This is a genomic window from Salipiger bermudensis HTCC2601 (assembly GCF_000153725.1).
In the GTDB taxonomy this organism is placed as follows: Bacteria; Pseudomonadota; Alphaproteobacteria; order Rhodobacterales; family Rhodobacteraceae; genus Salipiger; species Salipiger bermudensis.
This window is the reverse complement of the sequence record NZ_DS022276.1, coordinates 84,405-103,355: the sequence shown is the minus strand read 5'-3', so window position 1 is coordinate 103,355 and position 18,951 is coordinate 84,405. Positions and strand designations below refer to the sequence as shown.

The 18,951-nt window shown below is 66.8% G+C and carries 13 protein-coding genes and 1 pseudogene; 11 read left to right on the top strand and 3 right to left on the bottom strand.

Translation table 11 applies throughout. From position 1 onward, the window contains the following. Positions 1–278, bottom strand: a pseudogene (locus R2601_RS26865) (ammonium transporter); the annotation flags it as partial. Positions 279–593: 315 nt separating this feature from the next. Between R2601_RS26865 and R2601_RS00425 the strand changes: the two are divergent. Together R2601_RS00425 and R2601_RS00420 are read left to right on the top strand one after the other, a co-directional pair. Then, positions 594–2,063, top strand: coding sequence for a glutamine synthetase family protein (locus R2601_RS00425; protein WP_254656021.1), 1,470 nt, complete (start codon positions 594–596; stop codon positions 2,061–2,063). Next, positions 2,060–3,262 (top strand): cytochrome P450, encoded by a 1,203-nt coding sequence (locus tag R2601_RS00420; protein ID WP_007791899.1) that lies wholly within the window; start codon positions 2,060–2,062, stop codon positions 3,260–3,262. The genes R2601_RS00425 and R2601_RS00420 overlap by 4 nt, the downstream gene beginning before the upstream one ends. Before the next feature lie 363 nt (positions 3,263–3,625). Here R2601_RS00420 and R2601_RS00415 read toward each other — a convergent pair whose 3' ends face one another. Both R2601_RS00415 and R2601_RS00410 read right to left on the bottom strand, forming a co-directional pair. Then, a complete protein-coding gene (locus R2601_RS00415; RefSeq protein WP_007791896.1) occupies positions 3,626–5,167 on the bottom strand; it encodes a GMC family oxidoreductase in 1,542 nt (513 codons plus the stop codon). After that, on the bottom strand, positions 5,164–6,183 hold the full coding sequence (locus R2601_RS00410) for an alpha/beta fold hydrolase (protein WP_007791894.1): 1,020 nt from the start codon (positions 6,181–6,183) through the stop codon (positions 5,164–5,166). The genes R2601_RS00415 and R2601_RS00410 overlap by 4 nt, the downstream gene beginning before the upstream one ends. A 245-nt stretch (positions 6,184–6,428) precedes the next feature. Here R2601_RS00410 and R2601_RS00405 point away from each other — a divergent pair, with 245 nt between their 5' ends. From R2601_RS00405 to R2601_RS00365, 9 genes are all read left to right on the top strand, one after another. After that, the gene (locus R2601_RS00405) at positions 6,429–7,778 is read left to right on the top strand and encodes a trimethylamine monooxygenase (protein ID WP_007791892.1); all 1,350 of its coding nucleotides are present in this window, start codon (positions 6,429–6,431) and stop codon (positions 7,776–7,778) included. Between the two features lie 3 nt (positions 7,779–7,781). Further along, on the top strand, positions 7,782–10,145 hold the full coding sequence (locus R2601_RS00400) for a trimethylamine N-oxide demethylase (protein ID WP_007791889.1): 2,364 nt from the start codon (positions 7,782–7,784) through the stop codon (positions 10,143–10,145). Further along, positions 10,142–11,020, top strand: coding sequence for a choline/ethanolamine kinase family protein (locus tag R2601_RS00395; RefSeq protein WP_007791887.1), 879 nt, complete (start codon positions 10,142–10,144; stop codon positions 11,018–11,020). Before R2601_RS00400 ends, R2601_RS00395 begins: the two co-directional genes overlap by 4 nt. Further along, positions 11,017–13,452 carry a GcvT family protein gene (locus tag R2601_RS00390; RefSeq protein WP_007791884.1) on the top strand — a complete coding sequence of 812 codons (2,436 nt, stop codon included), beginning with the start codon at positions 11,017–11,019 and terminating at the stop codon, positions 13,450–13,452. The genes R2601_RS00395 and R2601_RS00390 overlap by 4 nt, the downstream gene beginning before the upstream one ends. A 77-nt stretch (positions 13,453–13,529) precedes the next feature. Beyond that, complete coding sequence (locus R2601_RS00385) at positions 13,530–14,681, top strand: iron-containing alcohol dehydrogenase (RefSeq protein ID WP_007791882.1); 1,152 nt, start codon at positions 13,530–13,532, stop codon at positions 14,679–14,681. A gap of 138 nt (positions 14,682–14,819) precedes the next feature. Further along, complete coding sequence (locus R2601_RS00380) at positions 14,820–15,458, top strand: helix-turn-helix domain-containing protein (protein WP_007791880.1); 639 nt, start codon at positions 14,820–14,822, stop codon at positions 15,456–15,458. 489 nt (positions 15,459–15,947) lie between these two features. Next, a complete protein-coding gene (locus tag R2601_RS00375) occupies positions 15,948–16,835 on the top strand; it encodes a class II glutamine amidotransferase (protein ID WP_007791877.1) in 888 nt (295 codons plus the stop codon). Between the two features lie 51 nt (positions 16,836–16,886). Continuing rightward, positions 16,887–17,552 carry a GltB/FmdC/FwdC-like GXGXG domain-containing protein gene (locus R2601_RS00370; protein ID WP_375360178.1) on the top strand — a complete coding sequence of 222 codons (666 nt, stop codon included), beginning with the start codon at positions 16,887–16,889 and terminating at the stop codon, positions 17,550–17,552. Between the two features lie 10 nt (positions 17,553–17,562). After that, complete coding sequence (locus R2601_RS00365) at positions 17,563–18,888, top strand: FMN-binding glutamate synthase family protein (protein WP_040544182.1); 1,326 nt, start codon at positions 17,563–17,565, stop codon at positions 18,886–18,888. The last annotated feature ends 63 nt before the right edge of the window (positions 18,889–18,951 follow it).

Sequence of the window (18,951 nt, the reverse complement as noted above, 5' to 3'; positions counted from 1 at the left end):
GGGATCAGGCCGTTGTAGAAGGCGAGGTAGATGTACCAGCCGAAGAAGTAGAAGGTCGGCACCATGAAGGCGAAGGCGAGGATGTTCTTGATCCCCGACGCCAGCACGTTCTTCACCCGGCTCGCGCCCATCTCGTAGGCAAGGAAGCCGGCGTGAATGGCGATCATCAGTGCCGTACACCACCAGTAGAAGATTTCCGAATTGATCGTGCCCGACATCGCGGAGGCGCTCTCCAGAGCCGCCAACCGCTCTGTCAGCGCGGCAAGTTCCTGTTCCATTGTCCTTGGTTCCCCATTGCGGATGTTATTATCAGGGCTTTTTCGCCCCTGCACTCAGAGTGAATAAAGTTTCCTGACGGCAAAACGCGCCGTCCCCTGAAGCCTTGGGGATTCCCATCTTTGTCTATTCAGAGGCGGTTTTCACAAAGTCGTGCCTGCCGCTTGAGCAGGCTGTGAACATCGCCTGCCATTTCCGCAGGCGATTCCACCCCGGCGAATAAAAATTTCCCCTGAGTAATAAGTTTCACTGGACAGGAGGTGAGTCGGTCGGGCTGTCTTGGCCTCGAAAAACACAAAACTGCAGGGATGGACTTCATGGATATCGAACGCTTCGTCGAGGAACCTGGCCGCGACGAGAAGATCAAGGCGGTGCGCGAGAAGATCGACGCGCTGGGCATCGAGTACCTCTATCTCCAGTTCGTGTCGGTCACCGGCAAGATCATGGGCAAGGGCATTCCCGCCGACCATTGGGAGAGCGTCGCCAAGAAGGGCTTCCAGCTGGTCTACGGTGCCACGGTCAACCTGTTCACCAACCGCGCCGGCGATTACATGGGCTACGGTCCCGAGGCCGCCGAGCTGGTCGGCATCCCCGAGCCCGAGACCTTCATGCAGCTGCCCTGGGCGCCCGAGATCGGCCGCATGTACTGCACCCTGTTCCGCAACCGCGAGGAAAAGGTCGATCCCGGCGCCTACCTGACCGCCGATTGCCGCGGCAACCTGCGCCGCATGCACGAGGCGTTCCAGAAGAAGCACGGTCTGCAGCTGCGTATGGGCACCGAGCCCGAGATGATGTGGCTGAAATACGATGAGAACGGCAAGCCGACCGACGGCATGTCGAAGCCCTACTGCTATCATATCGACCAGTTCGAGAGCCTGCGCCCGGTGTCGATGCAGGTGATCCGCTATGCCCGCAAGATGGGGCTCGACATGATCCAGGGCGACCACGAGGACGCACCGGGCCAGCTCGAGTTGAACTGGACCTTCGACGACGTGCTGCGCAATGCCGACCGTCTGACCACCTACCGCCAGCTCTGCGCGCAGGTGGCGCGCGAGCACGGTATCTTTGCCTGCTTCATGACGAAGCCGTTCATGGGCGTCTCGGCGAGCGGATGCCACCACAACATGTCGCTCTGGACCGCGGGCGAGGACGTGTTCAAGCGCACCGGCAACGATCCCGAGAGCCTGCCGGGCAGCCTTGAGAACTACATGTATGTCTCGGGTGGCGACAACACCTTCATGCCGGATACGGATGATCCGCAGATGCCCGGCAAGACCGGCCTCAAGGCGATCGGTGGCGTGGTGCACCACCTGCAGGCGCTGACCGCCATCGGCGCCTCGACGGTGAACTCCTACCGCCGGCTCTGGGACACCGGCTTCTGGGCGCCGGTGTTCTCGGACTGGGGCTTCCAGAACCGCACCACGGGCCTGCGCGTCTCGGCACCGGGCCGCTTCGAGTACCGCTCGGTCGACTCGATGGTGAACCCGTACCTCATGGGCTCGGCGCTGCTCGCGGCGATGGATGACGGGCTCGACAACGATCTCGATCCCGGCGCCCCGGAAGAGCGCAACATCTACGACGCCATGGCGCAGGGCAAGAAGGTCAAGAAACTGCCGATGTCGCTCGGCGAGGCGCTGGCGCATCTGGAAAACGACGAGGTCGTGCAGCGCGGGCTTCCGGGCGAGATGTATCGCCTGTACCATGAGTACAAATCGGATGAGTGGGCGCGCTTCATGTCCACCGTCACCGATTGGGACAAGGACACCTACATGGAGTGCCTGCCATGAGCCTCGAGGCCCAATTTCCCGACGCGCCCTTTCTCGACGTCGCGAACCCGGCCTTCTCGCTCCGGTCCGAGCCGGTGCGGGAGGCCCGCGCAAAGAGCTGGTATGCCCGCACGCCTTACGGGCTGGCGGTGCTGCGCCATCAGGAGATGGGCCAGTTGCTCACCCACAAGTCGCTGATCCAGGGCAGCCATGCCTGGCCGGCGCTGAACGGGGTGACCGAGGGCGTGTTTGCGGACTGGTGGAACAAGTCGATCCTGGTCACCGAGGGCGACGATCACTGGCGCCTGCGCAAGCTCGTGAACCCGGCGTTTTCGCCGAAGGTGGTCAAGGCGCTGATGCCCGAGTTCGAACGCATCGCCAATGATCTGGCGGACGGGTTCATCGACAAAGGCGGCTGCGATTTCATGGCCGAGTTCGCCGATCCCTATGCCGCGCGGGTGCTCTGCCTGCTGCTCGGCCTGCCCGAGAGCGAGGCGCCGTTCATCCTGCGCACCTCGGCCACGATGGGGCTGGCGCTGGGGGTGAACTTCCCCAACCTCGTCTCCGAGATCGAGGCGGCCACGGTGGAGCTTGGCGATTACATCAGCGAGGTGCTGAAAGCGCGCGAGACCGATCCAGGCGAGGACATCCTGTCGATCATGGTGCAGGCGCGCGAAGAGGGCGACCGGCTGAGCCACGAGGAACTGTGGAACCTCGCGCTGATGCTGGCCTTCGCCGGCGTCGACACCACGCGCAACCAGCTGGGCCTCGGCATGTCGATGTTCGCGAACCATCCCGGGCAGTGGGAGGCGTTGGCCGCCGATCCCTCGCTCGACATGGCGGCGGCGACCGAGGTCATGCGGATGCGCCCGACGATCACTTGGGTGTCGCGCGAGGCGATCGAGGATTTCGAGTATGGCGGCATCACCATCCCCAAGGGCACGGTGCTGCATCTCTACTCCGAGAGCGCCGGCACCGACCCGCAGGTCATGGGCGAGGCGGCATTCGACATCACCGCCAAGCGGGCGCGCAATTTCGGCTTTGGCGGCGGCGTGCACCATTGCCTCGGCAACCTCGTGGCGCGCAACGACATGGCGGTGGCCTACCGGGTGCTCTCGGCGCGGATGGGCGCGCCGGTGGTGGGCGAGGGGGCGACCTGGCTCGCCGACAGCGGCAATACCGGGCCGATCTCGCTGCCGATCACGTTTTCGGCGCGGTAGGGGCTGGTTCGTGTCATGCTTCGGAAGGGCTCGTCAGTGACGGGCCCTTTTCGCGTTCCGGGCTCTTCGTCCGATCTCCGCTTTGGCGCGGGCTGACGGCCTCAGACCGCCCCTCCGATAGTGATCGTGTCGAACAGCGACGCCGCCGCGCCGATCGCCGGCCCGTGGGATGGCGATCGGACCGTTGATCCTCTCGATTTATCCCGGCCAAATCCGAAGGACCTCGACACGAGGCACCAAGCTTCACCAAATCGCCAGCCCGTCCGGGCGGGCCGGCGATGGGCGCGGCGGCCTTCGGCCTTGTCCCGCGCCTGCAGAGGTCCGGTCGTTGCGCCTACGTGTGGCTCCGGCAAAGAGCCAAGCTCACAACCCCCACGCAATCTTCTCCGCTCCCAGCGCCCCGATCACGATGGACGGCGCGTTGGTGTTGCCGCCGACGATGCGCGGCATCACCGAGGCATCGGCCACCGACAGCCCTGCCACCCCATGCACCCCCATCGTCGCAGGATCGACCACTGCGCGCGCATCCGTGCCCATCTTGGCCGTGCCCACCGGGTGATAGATCGAATCCGCCGTCGCCCGCACCACCGCGTCGAGCGCGGCGTCGCTGGTGACGGACGGCCCGGGTCGCAGCTCTTCGCCGGTGAACGCCGCCATGGCCGGCTGCTTGCAGAGTTCGCGCAGCATCTTCAGCCCCTCGCGCAGCGCCACGCGGTCGGCCTCTTCCGCCAGGTAATTCGGGTCGATCAGGGGCCGCTCGCGCGGGTTGTTCGAGGCGATGGTCAGCCGGCCCCGGCTCTCGGGCTGGAGCTGGGTCACGTCGATGGCGAAGCCATGGCCGCGATCCTCCGCCGTCGCCCCGTCGAAAGCCAGCGCGTTGATGAAATGCAGCTGCGTGTCCGGCGCGCCGTCGCCCGCCCCGAGCCGCAGGAACGCGCCGGCCTCGAGCCCCTGCTGGGTGCCCACGCCCCTGCCGGTAAAGAGCCATTGCGCGCCCACGGCGAGGTTGTTGGGAAACTTCGCATGATCCCAGAGCGACAGCGGCTCGGTCATGCGGTGCTTGACCTTGACCTCGAGGTGATCGTGCAGGTTCTCGCCCACACCCGGAAGATCGGCGCGGACCGGGATGCCCAGCGGGCGCAGCTGCGCCGCAGGGCCAATGCCCGCGTGCAGCAGCAGGTGCGGCGTGCCGATGGCGCCGGCGCAGAGCACCACGTGCCCGGCGGAGAGCACCTCCTCGCCCGAGGGTGTCATCACCAGAAGCCCGTCGATGCGGGCGCCGTCGCCGGTCAGGCGCAGCACCTCGATGCCTGTCTTCACCTCGAGATTCGCGCGGCCCCTGGCGCGCCCCAGATAGGCGCGGGCGGTGCTGTGGCGCTTGCCGTCCTTGACGTTGACCCGGAACAGCCCGAAGCCCTCGGCCTGACCCTCGATGGCCTGATGCACGTGATAGCCCATCTGGCCCCCGGCCTCGACAAAGGCATCGTAGGCGGGCCCGCTCTCGGGGATCATCGGGGCCATGACCCGGGTGACCTCGTCGAGCACCGGCTTCACCTCGGCCCAGGACCAGCCGTCGCAGCCCGAGGCTGCCCAGTGGTCGTAATCCGAGGCGTGGCCGGTGACCCAGACCATGGCGTTGATCGCGGACGAGCCGCCCAGAACCTTGCCGCGCGGCACGTAAAGCCTGCGGCCATCCATATGGGCCTGCGGCACGGTTTCGAAGTGCCAGTTGAAGCGAGGCGAGGCGATGGCCTTGGCCACGCCAGCCGGCATCGAGATGAACGGGTGGCGCCCGGGCGGTCCGGCCTCGAGCAGCAGCGCCCGGCAGGCGGGATCGCGCGAGAGGCGCTCGGCCACGGCGCAGCCTGCGCTGCCGGCGCCGACGACGATGACGTCCCAGCTCATGCCAGAAGCTCGCGCAGGGCGGCGTCGATCGCGTCGGTGTCGGGCTGGTTGCGGCCGCCGCCCGCATAGTGCCCCCAGACCGAGTCGATCACCCGCAGTTCGGCATCGGGCATCACCGCCACCTCGCGGGCGTTGTCCTCGGGCGGGAAATAGAAATCCGTCCGGCAGGGCAGGACGATGGACTTCGCGGTGATCGCCTTCAGCGCCGCCTCGCGGTCGCCATTGTACAAGGGGTTGGCCGAGATGTCGCAGGCCTGCCACGTGGCGATCAGCGAGAGCATGTCATTGGCGTCGAGCCCGTAATACATCGCGTCCCAGACGTTCTTGAGGTAGTCCTCGACGCTGACATAGCCCATGCCGCGCCAAAGCTCCTCGCGGAACCATTCCTGGCTCAGCACCCAGCCGGCCCAGACCCGGCCCTTGGCGGTCAGACCGCGCCACGGCGGCTCCTTGTAGCGCCCCTGCATCCAGGCCGGATCGGTGATCAGCGCGTGCTTCACCCCCTCGAGGAACACGTAGGTGTGCCCGGCGGTGATCGCCTGCCCGCAGAAGCAGGCCATCGCTTCGACCTTGTCAGGGAACAGCGCCGCCCAGTGATAGGCCTGCTGCCCGCCCATCGACCAGCCGCAGGCGAGCCGCACCTTGGTGATGCCGAACACCTCGCGCAGGAGCCGCTCCTGCAGCATGACGTTGTCATACTGGGTGATAAGCGGGAAATCCGGCCCGGCCAGCGGCACCGGCGTGTTCGACGGCGAGGAGGAGACGCCATTGCCCAGCATGTTGGGCACGATGATGAAGTATTTCTCCGGATCGAGCGCCATTCCCGGGCCGATCAGGAATTCGTTGTCCGCATGGCTGCCGCCATAGCGCGTGGGGTAGACCACCACGTTGTCGAGCGCCGCGTTGAGCCGGCCATAGGTGGCATAGGCGAGCTTGGCATCGGGCAGGGTGATGCCGCATTGCAGATGCACGGGGCCTGCCTCGAAGATCTCGTAAGGGGTCAGTTCCGCGCTCATGCTCTTGTCTCCGTGCCGTGCCGCCGAGGGCGGCGTGAAGTGTTGTACAGCGTCATCGAACCACGCCGGCGCCGGGCTCCGGCGCAGCGTGCAAGGGGGGCTCCGGGCGCTGCCTCATCCTTGGGCAGAGCGCCTCGGGTCCCGGTCAAATTCCCATCCGTGCGCTGAACCCACAAGAAAATTTATTGCGCGAGAGTGAATATTCGAAACCATGAGGAAAACTTGCCCAAAGGGAGAACAGGGACATGAAGATTTGCGTGATCGGCGCCGGCCCGTCGGGTCTGGCCCAGCTTCGGGCCTTCCAGTCCGCCAAGGAGAAGGGCGAGGCGATTCCCGAGATCGTCTGCTACGAGAAGCAGCCCGACTGGGGCGGGCTCTGGCGCTATGACTGGCGCACCGGCGTCGACGAGTACGGCAACCCGGTGCATGGCTCGATGTACCGTTACCTGTGGTCGAACGGACCCAAGGAAGGTCTGGAATTCGCCGACTATTCCTTCGACGAGCATTTCGGCAAGCCGATTGCCAGCTACCCGCCGCGTGCCGTGCTCTTCGACTATATCGAAGGCCGGGTGAAGAAGGCTGGCGTGCGCGACTGGATCCAGTTCTCCACCGTGGTGCGCGATGTCTCCTATGACGAGGGCACGGGCAAGTTCACCGTCACAGCCCGCAATGGCGAGACCGACACCGAGAGCTGCGAAGAGTTCGACCACGTCATTGTCGCCTCGGGGCACTTCTCCTTCCCCAACGTGCCCTATTATCCCGGCTTCGAGAGCTTCAACGGCCGCATCCTGCACGCCCATGATTTCCGCGACGCGCGCGAGTTCGAGGGCAAGGACATCCTCATCCTCGGCACCTCCTACTCGGCCGAGGACATCGGCTCGCAATGCTGGAAATACGGCTGCGCCTCGGTGACCGTGGCGCATCGCACCGCGCCCATGGGCTATGACTGGCCCGATAACTGGAAAGAGGTGCCGGCGCTCGAGCGGGTCGAGGGCAAGACCGCCTATTTCAAGGACGGCACGGAGAAGACCGTCGACGCGATCATCCTCTGCACCGGCTACAAGCATCACTTCCCGTTCCTGCCCGACGACCTGCGCCTCAAGACCGCGAACCGGCTGGCGGCGAGCGATCTCTACAAGGGCGTGGTCTACGTGCCGAACCCGAAGATGTTCTATCTCGGGATGCAGGACCAGTGGTTCACCTTCAACATGTTCGACGCGCAGGCCTGGTGGGTGCGCGACGCCATCCTCGGAAAGATCGCGCTGCCTGACGGGGTGGCGATGGAGGCCGACTGGCAGAAGCGGCAGGCCGACGAGGATGCCTATGACAGCGACCACGACGCCATCGTATACCAGGGGGACTACGTGAAGGAGCTGATCGCCGAGACCGATTATCCCTCCTTTGACGTCGAGGGCGCCAACCAGGCGTTCTTCGAGTGGAAGAAGCACAAGAAGAAGGCGATCATGTCGTTCCGCGACAATGGCTATGTCTCGCCGATCACCGGCACCATCGCCCCGCCGCATCACACGCCGTGGCGCCACGCGTTGGATGACAGTCTCGAGGCCTACCTTCAGGCGCCGAAGGCGGCCGAGTAAGCCATGGGCCTTGCCTTCGAGAGCCGCGAGGCGCGGGCCGGGGTGATCACTCCCGGCCTGACCCTGCCAAGGGGCGTGGAGCGTCATCCGGTGCCGGCGGGCGGCTCGCGCGCGGTCGAGATCCGTGCCGGCGACGAGATCACCGTGCAGGACCGCGAGGGCGGGCAGGTGGCCGAGCTGGTGGCCTTCACGCCGGCGGGTGTCGGCGATCCGGGGCTGATCGGGGCCAAAGGCTCGGTCGGGCCGCAGGGGCTCAAGTCGACTCTGCTCACCAGCCGCTCGGGGCAGGGGGTGGCACGTGCGCTTGCGGCGGCGGGCTTCGATCTGGGCAAGGCGCGGGCGGTGCGGCTCTTTGCCGAGGGCTCGCGCCCCGGCGACAGCGCGGAGTTCACCGCGCAGGGCGACGGGCTGCTGATCGTCGCCGCGCCCGGCGGCCCGATGGCGCCCGAGGCGCAGGACACCCCGACCGACCTGCTGCTGTGGATCCGCCGCGCCGACCTGCGCGATTTCAAGGGCGCCCACCGCGCGCCCGACCCGCTGGCCGATCCGCTGATCGACCAGAACATCCGCCCCGGCGAGGCGCATGTCTACACCGTGCCCAGAGGCGGCTTCATCCAGATCCTCGACGTGCAGGGGCGCGAGTGCTCGGACTTCCAGGCCTTCTCGGCGCGCTCGCTCGATGCCGGGCTCACCCGCGAGATCGACCCCACCGCGACGCGCTCGCAGACCGGCACGATCTATCCCAGGCCGGGGCTGGCGGCGAAATACTGGAATGTGGATTTCGAGCCACTGGTCGAGATCGTGCAGGACACCTGCGGCAGGCACGACACCTTCGGACTGGCCTGCACCCGCCGCTACTACGACGACATGGGCTATTTCGGCCACGTCAACTGCACCGACAACATCAACGCCCAGCTCGCCCCCTATGGCGTGCGCCCGCGCGCCGGCTGGCCCGCGATCAACTTCTTCTTCAACACGCTGATCGACGCCGAGCACAACATCATCACCGAGGAGCCGTGGTCGCGCCCCGGCGATTTCGTGCTGCTGCGGGCGCTGACCGATCTGGTCTGCGTCTCGACCGCGTGCCCCGACGATATCGACCCGGCCAATGGCTGGAACCCAACAGACATTCAGCTCCGCACCTATGGCGCGGGCGAAGACTTCCGCCGCTCGATCGGCTGGCGGAAGAGACCGGAGGACGACGTGGAGCACACGAAGGAGACGGGCTTTCATGCCAGCTTCGCCAAGCTCACCCGCGATTTCGTGGAGTATAACGGCTATTGGCTGCCCAACAGCTTCCCCGGCGAGGGCACGCTCGGCGAATACTGGGCCTGCCGCGAGAAGGTCGCGATCATGGACCTGTCGCCGCTGCGCAAGTTCGAGGTCACCGGGCCGGATGCCGAGACACTTCTGAACCACTGCGTCACCCGCAACATGGAGAAGCTCGCGGTGGGGCAGGTGGTCTACACCGCCGTCTGCGCCACGCATGGCGGCATGATCGACGACGGCACGGTGTTCCGGCTGGGCGAGCACAATTTCCGCTGGATCGGCGGCTGCGACGGCTCTGGCATGTTCATGCGCGAGGAGGCCGAGCGGCTGGGGCTTGATGCCCATGTGCGCAGCTCCACGGACCAGCTCTGCAACGTGGCGCTGCAGGGGCGGCACGCGCAGACGATCCTGTCGCAGCTGTTCTGGACCGCGCCCGACCGATCCAGCATCGACGAGCTTGGCTGGTTCCGCTTCACCGTGGCGCGGCTGGGCGATTTCCAGGGCACACCGGTGATGATCTCGCGCACCGGCTATACCGGCGAGCTGGGCTACGAGATCTTCTGCCACCCCAAGGACGCGGGCGAAGTGTTCGAAGCGATCTGGGAGGCGGGGCAGCCCTATGGGCTGAAGCCGCTGGGCCTTGCCGCGCTCGACATGCTGCGCATCGAGAGCGGGCTGGCCTTTGCCGGGCACGAGTTCGACGACCAGACCGATCCGTTCGAGGCGGGCATCGGCTTTACCGTGCCGCTGAAGTCGAAGCAGGCCGATTTCTCGGGCCGCGCCGCGCTCGAGGAGCGCAAGGCGCATCCGCAGCGCAAGTTGGTGGGCCTCGAGATCGACGCCACCACCGTGCCCGCCCATGGCGATTGCGTGCGGCTGGGGCGGGTGCAGGTCGGCGTGGTGACCTCCGGCACGCGCTCGCCGACCCTCGGCAAGACCATCGCGCTGGCGCGGCTCGACGCGCCCTATACCGATGTCGGAACCGAGCTTGAGATCGGCCAGCTCGACGGGCATCAGAAGCGGCTCACCGCCCGCGTCGTGCCGTTTCCGCATTTCGACCCGACCAAATCGCGCGCGAAGGGAGACTACGGCGCATGAGCCCGGAAGACCGCATCCGGGCGATGGATCTCTGGTCCGGCCCGGTGACCATCGCGCCGCTCTCGGGCGGCATCACCAACCTCAACTTCGTGGTCACCGATGCGGGCCGGCACTTCGTGGTGCGCCTCGGTCAGGACATCCCCGAACACTTGGTGATGCGCTGGAACGAGCGCGCGCTCACCGAAGCCGCCGCCGCCGCCGGCATCTCGCCGGCGCTGCGCCACGCCGAGCCGGGCCTCATGGTCACCGATTTCGTCGCTTCGCAGGCGCTGGCCGAGGCCGACCTGCACGACCCCGCCACCCTGCATGACGCGGTGGCGCTGGTGGGCCGTGTGCATCGCGAGCTCAGCCAGCAGGTGGCCGGCCCGGTGCTGACCTTCTGGGTTTTCCACGTGCTGCGGAGCTATGCCGCCTGGCTCGAGGAAAACGGCTCAGCCCACATCGCGCGGCTGCCGGGGCTGATGGTGCAGGCCGGAGAGCTTGAAGAGGCGGTCGGCAAGGTCGGGCTGGTGCTCGGCCATAACGACTTGCTGCCGCAGAACATCCTGCGCGCCGAGGACGGGCGGCTCTGGCTGGTCGACTGGGAATATGGCGGCTTCAACTCGGCGCTGTTCGATCTCGGCGGGCTGGCCTCCAACGCGGGCCTGCCGCCCGAGGCCGAGGCCGAGATGCTGCGGCTCTATCACGGCCACGATCCCGACCCCGCCTACCTGCGGCGCTACGGTGCGATGAAATGCGCCTCGCTGCTGCGCGAGGCGATGTGGAGCATGGTCTCCGAGATCAGCTCGGACATCGATTTCGACTACGCGGGTTACACGGCAGAGAACCTGTCGCGCTTCAACGCCGCGCTCGACGCCTGGAAGGAGGGCGCATGACCGACTTTCCCACAACCGCGCAGGCGGTCGTCGTCGGCGGCGGGATCATCGGCTGCTCGACGGCCTATCACCTCGCCAAGCTCGGCTGGGAGGTGGTGCTGCTCGAGCGTCACAAGCTGACCTCCGGCACCACGTTCCATGCCGCCGGTCTCGTGGGCCAGCTGCGCAGCTCGGCCAATATCACCGAGCTTCTGGGCTACTCGGTCAGGCTCTACGACACGCTCGAGCAGGAGACCGGGCAGGCCACCGGCTGGAAGCGCAATGGCGGGCTGCGGCTGGCCTGCAACGCCGAGCGCTGGACCGAGGTCAAGCGGCAGGCCACCACGGCGCACAGCTTCGGGCTCGACATGCAGCTGCTGACGCCGTCGGAGGCCAGGGAGCTCTGGCCGCTGATGGATGTGAGCGACGTGGTGGGTGCGGCCTATCTGCCGACCGACGGGCAGGCCAACCCCTCCGACATCACGCTCTCGCTCGCCAAGGGCGCGCGCATGGCCGGCGCGCGGATCATCGAGGATTGCGCGGTCCTCTCGGTGGCGCGCGAGAAGGGCGTCATCACCGGGGTCGAGACGCAGCACGGTTTCATCAAGACCGGCATCGTCATCGCCTGCTGCGGCCAGTGGACCCGCGAGTTTGCCGCGCCGCTCGGCGTGAGCGTGCCGCTTGTCTCGATGGAGCACCAGTACATGGTGACCGAGCCGATCGATGGCGTCACCCGCGACCTGCCGACCCTGCGCGACCCGGATCGGCTGACCTACTGGAAGGAAGAGGTCGGCGGGCTGGTCATGGGCGGCTACGAACCCAATCCGAAGCCCTGGGCGATCAGCGGTATTCCCGAGGGCTTCCACTACACGCTGCTCGACAGCGATTTCGACCATTTCGAGCAGATCATGGAGCTGGCGCTGGGCCGCGTCCCGGCGCTCGAGACGGCGGGCATCAAGACGCTGACCAACGGACCGGAGAGCTTTACGCCCGACGGCAATTTCATCCTCGGCGAGGCGCCCGAGCAGAAGGGCTTTTTCGTCGGCGCAGGCTTCAACGCCTTCGGCATCGCCTCGGGCGGCGGCGCTGGCATGGCGCTGGCGGAATGGGTCGCCAAGGGTGAGCCGCCCTTCGATCTCTGGCCCGTGGATATCCGCCGCTTCGGGCGGCCGCATTTCGATACCGACTGGGTGCGCACCCGGACCATCGAGGCCTATGGCAAGCACTACACCATGGCCTGGCCCTCCGAGGAGCACGACAGCGGACGGCCCGGCCGCCGCTCGCCGCTCTATGATCGGCTCAAGGCGCGCGGCGCGGTGTTCGGCGAGAAGATGGGCTGGGAGCGGCCCAACTGGTTCGCCGCGCCTGGCGAGCACGCGGGCGACATCTACACCTATGGCCGGCCCAACTGGTTCGAGGCGGTGGCGCGCGAGCACAGGGCGGCGCGCGAGGCAGCGGTGCTGATCGACCAGACCAGCTTTGCCAAGTTCATGCTCGAGGGGCCGGATGCCGAGGCGGTGCTGCAGGAGATCGCCGCCAACGACATGAGCGGCCCGGTGGGCCGCCTGACCTATACCCAGATGCTCAACGATCACGGGGGCATTGAGGCCGATCTTACCGTCGCGCGTCTGGCGGAGGAGAGCTTCTACATCGTCACCGGCACCGGCTTTGCCACCCGCGATTTCGACTGGATCCGGCGCGGCATCCCCGAGGGCGCCAATGCCCGGCTCAGCGACGTGACCTCGGGCTACGCGGTGCTGTCGCTGATGGGACCCAAGGCGCGCGACATTCTCGCCCGCGTCACCCGCGCCGATGTGTCGAATGCGGCGCTGCCCTTCGGCAGTGCCGCCAGGATCGCCATCGCCGGCGCGCCGGTCTGGGCTCTGCGGGTCTCCTACGTGGGCGAGCTTGGCTGGGAGCTGCACTTGCCGGTGGAATACGCCGCCACGGTCTATGACGCGCTGCACATGGCGGGGGCCTCTCACGGGCTGGTGGATGCGGGCTACCGCGCCATCGAGACCCTGCGGCTCGAGAAGGGCTACCGCGCCTGGGGCGGCGATATCGGCCCTGACAGCACGCCGCTCGAAGCGGGGCTGGACTTTGCGGTGAAGCTCGACACGGGCGCGTTCCGGGGCCGCGCCGCAATCGCCGCGCAGAAGGCGGCGGGCGTCAGCAAGCGGCTCGCCACCTTCACCGCCGACCCGGAGGTCATCCTGCTGGGCCGCGAGACCATTTTCCGCAACGGCGAGCGCGTGGGCTACCTGAGCTCGGGCGGCTATGGCCACACGCTGGGGCAGGCCATCGGCATGGGCTACCTGAAGAACCCGCAAGGCGTGACGCGTGACTGGATCCTGTCGGGGCAGTACGAGCTTGAGGTCGCGACCGAGCGTGTTCCCTGCAAGGTGAGCCTCGCGCCCCTTTACGATCCCAAGCATACGCGTTTGAAATCCTGAGCGGATTTCCCGCGTCTCGGCTGAATGCCTCGCTGAATACAGGGCTGGATGCCCGACTGAACGAAGGACGACTGACTATGACTTTCTCCGCCAACTGGTCCTGGCCGAATCCGATACGCTTTGGCGCCGGGCGCATTGCCGAGCTGGCCGAGGCCTGCCGCGCCGCAGGTATCTCCAAGCCGCTCCTGGTGACCGACCGCGGCCTCGCCGACCTGCCGATCACGGCGCAGGCGCTCGACATCCTCAAGCGCTCGGGACTCTACTGCGACCTCTTCGCCGATGTCGATCCCAACCCCAACGAGCGCAATCTCGGCGTGGGATGCGTGGCGTTCAAGCAGGGGCGGCATGACGGCGTCATCGCCTTCGGCGGCGGCTCGGGGCTCGATCTCGGCAAGCTCATCGCCTTCATGGCGGGCCAGAGCCGCCCGGTCTGGGAATTCGAGGATGTGGGCGACTGGTGGACCCGCGCCGATGCCTCCGCCATTGCTCCGATCATCGCCGTGCCGACCACCGCCGGCACCGGCTCGGAGGTCGGGCGCGCGGCGGTGCTGACCAATTCCGAGACCCACGAGAAGAAGATCATCTTCCACCCCAGGATGATGCCGGCGCAGGTGATCTGCGATCCCGAGCTGACCGTGGGCATGCCGCCCTTCATCACCGCCGGCACCGGGGTGGACGCGCTGGCCCATTGCATCGAGGCCTATTGCGCCCCGGCCTACGCGCCGATGTCGGACGGCGTCGCGCTCGAGGGGATGCGGCTGTGCAAGGAATACCTGCTGCGCGCCTACAAGGATGGCAGCGATCTAGAGGCCCGGGCCCAGATGATGACCGCCGCCGCCGCTGGCGCCACCGCCTTCCAGAAGGGGCTTGGCGCCATCCACTCGCTGAGCCACCCGATCGGCGCCCATCACGACACCCATCACGGCACCACCAACGGCGTCGTCATGTTGCCGGTGCTGCGCTTCAACCGCCCCGCCATCGAGGACAAGATCGCCCGCGCCGCCGCCTATCTCGGGCTCGAGCCCTCGTTCGACGCCTTCCTGCTCTTCATCGAGGATCTGCTCACCGCGCTCGACATCCCCAAGACGCTTGATGCGCTCGGCGTCAGCGATCCGGATTTCGACGCGCTCTGCGCATCTGCCCTGAAGGACCCGACGGCGGCCTGCAACCCGGTGGCGCTGACGCCGGAGAACATCCTGCCGCTCTACAAGAGCTGTTTCGCAAGCTGAGGTGTGAATGAAGATCCATTTCCGGTCTCTCCCGATCTGCGCGCCCGGCGGGCGCGGTCTGCCCTCTCGGACGGGAGGCTTGACATGAACCTGCCCGGACCTGCACCACGGGACACCCCGACCGGAAATGGAAAACGCATGAAGAACGGCTCGCAGTCGAAGCTCACCCAGAACCCGCACGCGGTCCGCGAGCAGCGCGAGAAGAACCTAGAGGTCGCCATCGGCCGTCAGGTCCGCGACCTGCGCAAGCGCCAGCGCATGACGGGTTCGGAGCTGGCGCAGCAGACCGGGCTTTCGGTGGGGATGCTGTCGAAGATCGAGAACGGGGTGATCTCGCCCTCGCTCAACACGTTGCAGGCGCTGGCCAACGCTCTGCGGGTGCCGCTGGTGCAGCTGTTCTCGGGCTTCGAAGAGCCCCGCGGGGCGATGCATGTGAAGGCGGGGCAGGGGGTCGAGATCGAGCGTGCGGGCACGCGGGCGGGCCACCAGTACAACCTGCTGGGCCATATCGGCTCGAACAACTCGGGCGTGGTGGTCGAGCCCTACCTGATCACGCTGGACAGCGACAGCGACCGCTTCCCGGCCTTCCAGCACGAGGGGATCGAGCTGATCTACATGCTCGAGGGCGTGCTCGATTATCGCCACGGCGATCAGCGCTACCTGCTTGAGCCGGGCGACTCGCTGCTGTTCGATTCCGATGCTCCGCATGGGCCGGAGGGGCTGGTCGAGCTTCCGGCGCGCTACCTGTCGATCATCACCTACCCGCAGGCGCGGTAGGGGGCGGGCCAGGCCCCCGGCTTTCTGGCACATACACTGGCTGCGGCGGACCTCTCCAAGAGGGGCGCGTATGCTGTTTGAACCTCGCCCGCGCGGATTCAACGCCGCAGGCCGCCGTGCATCACCGGACCGCCCCCCGGGCCGGCGATTTGGTGAGGCCCGGGCGCCACGTGTTGAGAGTCTTCGAACGTGGCGGGGATAAATCGAGAGCATCATCGCTGAGATCGCCATCCCGCGGTCCGGCGATGCGCGGCGGGTGCCCGATGTTTCGGCTCTTGGCGGCATCCAGCTGCTCTATGCCCCCTCTCTGTCAGCCGCTCAAAGCGCCCCCTCTGCACAGAATCCCGGCATTCACACAGCGTCAGACCGTGGGATTCAGCGACTTTTCCCTGAGTGAAGTTTTTTTCCTTGAAGTAAACTCAGCGGGGGCGCTATCCAATCTCCAGACACCACGGGCGCCCAGCGCCCGGATCACCAACGGAGAAAACCATGTGTGGCATTGTTGGCCTGTTCCTCAAGAAGGACGACCTCCGCCCGAAACTGGGCGACATGCTGACGGACATGCTCATCACCATGACCGACCGCGGCCCCGACTCGGCCGGCATCGCGATCTACGGCGATGACAGCGACGGTCTGAAGGTGACGGTGCAGTCCGACACCCCCGAGAGCGATTTCGCCGGGCTCGACACCGCGCTGGGCGAGGCGCTGGGCAGCCCCGTCACGATGAAGGCCGTCGACACCCACGCGGTGCTGACCCTGCCCGAGGGCACCCGTGACGCTGCCATTGCCTTTCTCGAGGCGCGCGGCCTGCGCATCATGGGCCTTGGCGAGGCGATGGAGATCTACAAGGAGATCGGCCTGCCCAAGGACGTGGCCGACCGCTTCAACCTCCGCGCCATGGGCGGAAGCCACGGCATCGGCCATACCCGCATGGCCACCGAAAGCGCCGTTACCACGCTTGGCGCGCACCCGTTCTCGACCGACGAGGACCAGTGCCTGGTGCATAACGGCTCGCTCTCGAACCACAACCAGATGCGCCGCATCCTGACCGAGAAGGGCTTTGCCCCGCGCACCGAGAACGACACCGAGGTCGCCGCCTGCTACATCTCCTCGCGGATTGCCGAAGGGGCCAATCTCGGCGAGGCGCTGGAAGGCACGCTCGACGATCTTGATGGCTTCTTCACCTTCGTGATGGGCACCAAGACCGGCTTCGGCGTGGTCCGTGACCCGATCGCCTGCAAGCCCGCGGTGATGGCCGAGACCGACGATTACGTCGCCTTCGGTTCGGAATACCGCGCCTTCGCCAACCTGCCCGGCATCGAGGCCGCCCGCGTCTGGGAGCCCGAGCCCGCCACCGTCTATTTCTGGGAGCGCTGAGCGATGACCGCAACCGCAACCGCCGCCACCACCGACCTGCAGACCCTCGACATGGCCGAAATCGAGCTGCGCGAGGTCAACGCCGCCCTGCAGGGCGCGCCCGCGACCAACTACACCCAGTTCGAGATCCGCAACCCGCGCGGCAGCCATGCGGTGGCCGTCGGGCTCGACGCCGAGATCGAGGTCACCGTGAAGGGCTCCACCGGCTATTACTGCGCCGGCATGAACAAGCTTGCCACCGTGCATGTGGAAGGCTCGGTCGGCCCGGGTGCCGCCGAGAATATGATGAGCGGCACAGTGATCGTCGAGGGCGACGCCTCGCAATATGCCGGCGCCACCGGCCATGGTGGGCTGCTGGTGATCAAGGGCAACGCCTCATCCCGCTGCGGCATCTCGATGAAGGGCATCGACATCGTGGTGCATGGCAATATCGGCCACATGTCGGCCTTCATGGCGCAGAAGGGCAACCTCGTGGTGCTGGGCGATGCCGGCGATGCGCTGGGCGACAGCCTCTACGAGGCGCGGCTCTTCGTGCGCGGCTCGGTCAGGTCGCTGGGCGCCGACTGCATCGAGAAGGAGATGCGCCCGGAGCATCTCGAGATCCTGAGGGACCTGCTCGACAAGGCCGGCGCCGATGCCAAGCCCGAAGAGTTCAAACGCTACGGCTCGGCCCGCAAGCTCTACAACTTCAACATCGACCACGCAGACGAATACTGAGGACGGCCCGATGAAAGACACGCCCCAAACCATGCCGCGCCAGTCCTGGACCTTCTCGAACGAGACGAATTCCGAGATCCGCCGCGCCGCCCAGACCGGCATCTACGACATCCGCGGCGGTGGCGCCAAGCGCCGGGTGCCGCATTTCGACGACCTGCTGTTCCTCGGCGCCTCGATGTCGCGCTACCCGCTCGAGGGCTACCGCGAGAAATGCGAGACCGGCGTCACCCTCGGCACCCGCTTCGCCAAGAAGCCGATCGAGCTGAAGATCCCGATCACCATCGCCGGCATGTCTTTCGGCTCGCTCTCCGGTCCCGCGAAAGAGGCGCTCGGGCGCGGCGCCACCCTGGCCGGCACCTCGACCACCACCGGCGACGGCGGCATGACCGAGGAAGAGCGCGGCCATTCGGAAAAGCTGGTCTACCAGTACCTGCCGTCGCGCTACGGCATGAACCCCGACGACCTGCGCCGCGCCGACGCCATCGAGGTGGTGGTGGGGCAGGGCGCCAAGCCGGGCGGTGGCGGCATGCTGCTGGGCCAGAAGATCACCGAGCGCGTCGCCGGTATGCGCGACCTGCCGCAGGGCATCGACCAGCGCTCCGCCTGCCGTCACCCGGACTGGACCGGCCCCGACGATCTCGAGATCAAGATCCTCGAGCTGCGCGAGATCACCAACTGGGAAAAGCCGATCTACATCAAGGTCGGCGGCGCGCGTCCCTATTACGATGTGGCGCTTTCGGTGAAGGCCGGGGCCGACGTGATCGTGCTCGACGGCATGCAGGGCGGCACCGCGGCCACGCAGGACGTGTTCATCGAGCATGTCGGCCAGCCGACGCTGGCCTGCATTCGGCCGGCGGTGAAGGCGCTGCAGGATCTCGGCATGCACCGCAAGGTGCAGCTGGTGGTCTCGGGCGGCATCCGCACCGGCGCCGATGTCGCCAAGGCGCTGGCACTGGGGGCAGATGCGGTCTCCATCGGCACCGCCGCGCTGGTCGCGCTCGGCGACAACGATCCCAAGTGGGAGGCCGAGTACCAGAAGCTCGGCTCCACCACCGGCGCCTATGACGACTGGCACGAGGGCCGCGACCCGGCGGGCATCACCACCCAGGATCCCGAGCTGATGGCGCGGCTCGATCCGATCGAGGCCGGGCGTCGTCTGCGCAACTATCTCAACGTGCTCACCCTCGAGTGCCAGACGCTGGCCCGCGCCTGCGGCAAGAGCCACGTGCACAATCTCGAGCCCGAGGATCTCTGTGCACTGACCATGGAAGCCGCCGCCATGGCGCAGGTGCCCCTCGCCGGCACCGACTGGTATCCCGGCAAGCCGGGGTTCTGAACGCCACGCCCGGAGAAGCGCCCGCTGCTTCTTCTGGCCTGAAATATCCCGGGGGGAGTCGCG

Coding starts and splice junctions, on each gene's coding strand:
- R2601_RS00420 (WP_007791899.1), top strand. CDS start 2,060: ATGAGCCTCGAGGCCCAATTTCCCGACGCGCCCTTTCTCGACGTCGCG.
- R2601_RS00370 (WP_375360178.1), top strand. CDS start 16,887: ATGGCCGAAATCGAGCTGCGCGAGGTCAACGCCGCCCTGCAGGGCGCG.
- R2601_RS00405 (WP_007791892.1), top strand. CDS start 6,429: ATGAAGATTTGCGTGATCGGCGCCGGCCCGTCGGGTCTGGCCCAGCTT.
- R2601_RS00365 (WP_040544182.1), top strand. CDS start 17,563: ATGAAAGACACGCCCCAAACCATGCCGCGCCAGTCCTGGACCTTCTCG.
- R2601_RS00385 (WP_007791882.1), top strand. CDS start 13,530: ATGACTTTCTCCGCCAACTGGTCCTGGCCGAATCCGATACGCTTTGGC.
- R2601_RS00380 (WP_007791880.1), top strand. CDS start 14,820: ATGAAGAACGGCTCGCAGTCGAAGCTCACCCAGAACCCGCACGCGGTC.
- R2601_RS00410 (WP_007791894.1), bottom strand. CDS start 6,183: ATGAGCGCGGAACTGACCCCTTACGAGATCTTCGAGGCAGGCCCCGTG.
- R2601_RS00395 (WP_007791887.1), top strand. CDS start 10,142: ATGAGCCCGGAAGACCGCATCCGGGCGATGGATCTCTGGTCCGGCCCG.
- R2601_RS00415 (WP_007791896.1), bottom strand. CDS start 5,167: ATGAGCTGGGACGTCATCGTCGTCGGCGCCGGCAGCGCAGGCTGCGCC.
- R2601_RS00390 (WP_007791884.1), top strand. CDS start 11,017: ATGACCGACTTTCCCACAACCGCGCAGGCGGTCGTCGTCGGCGGCGGG.
- R2601_RS00400 (WP_007791889.1), top strand. CDS start 7,782: ATGGGCCTTGCCTTCGAGAGCCGCGAGGCGCGGGCCGGGGTGATCACT.
- R2601_RS00375 (WP_007791877.1), top strand. CDS start 15,948: ATGTGTGGCATTGTTGGCCTGTTCCTCAAGAAGGACGACCTCCGCCCG.
- R2601_RS00425 (WP_254656021.1), top strand. CDS start 594: ATGGATATCGAACGCTTCGTCGAGGAACCTGGCCGCGACGAGAAGATC.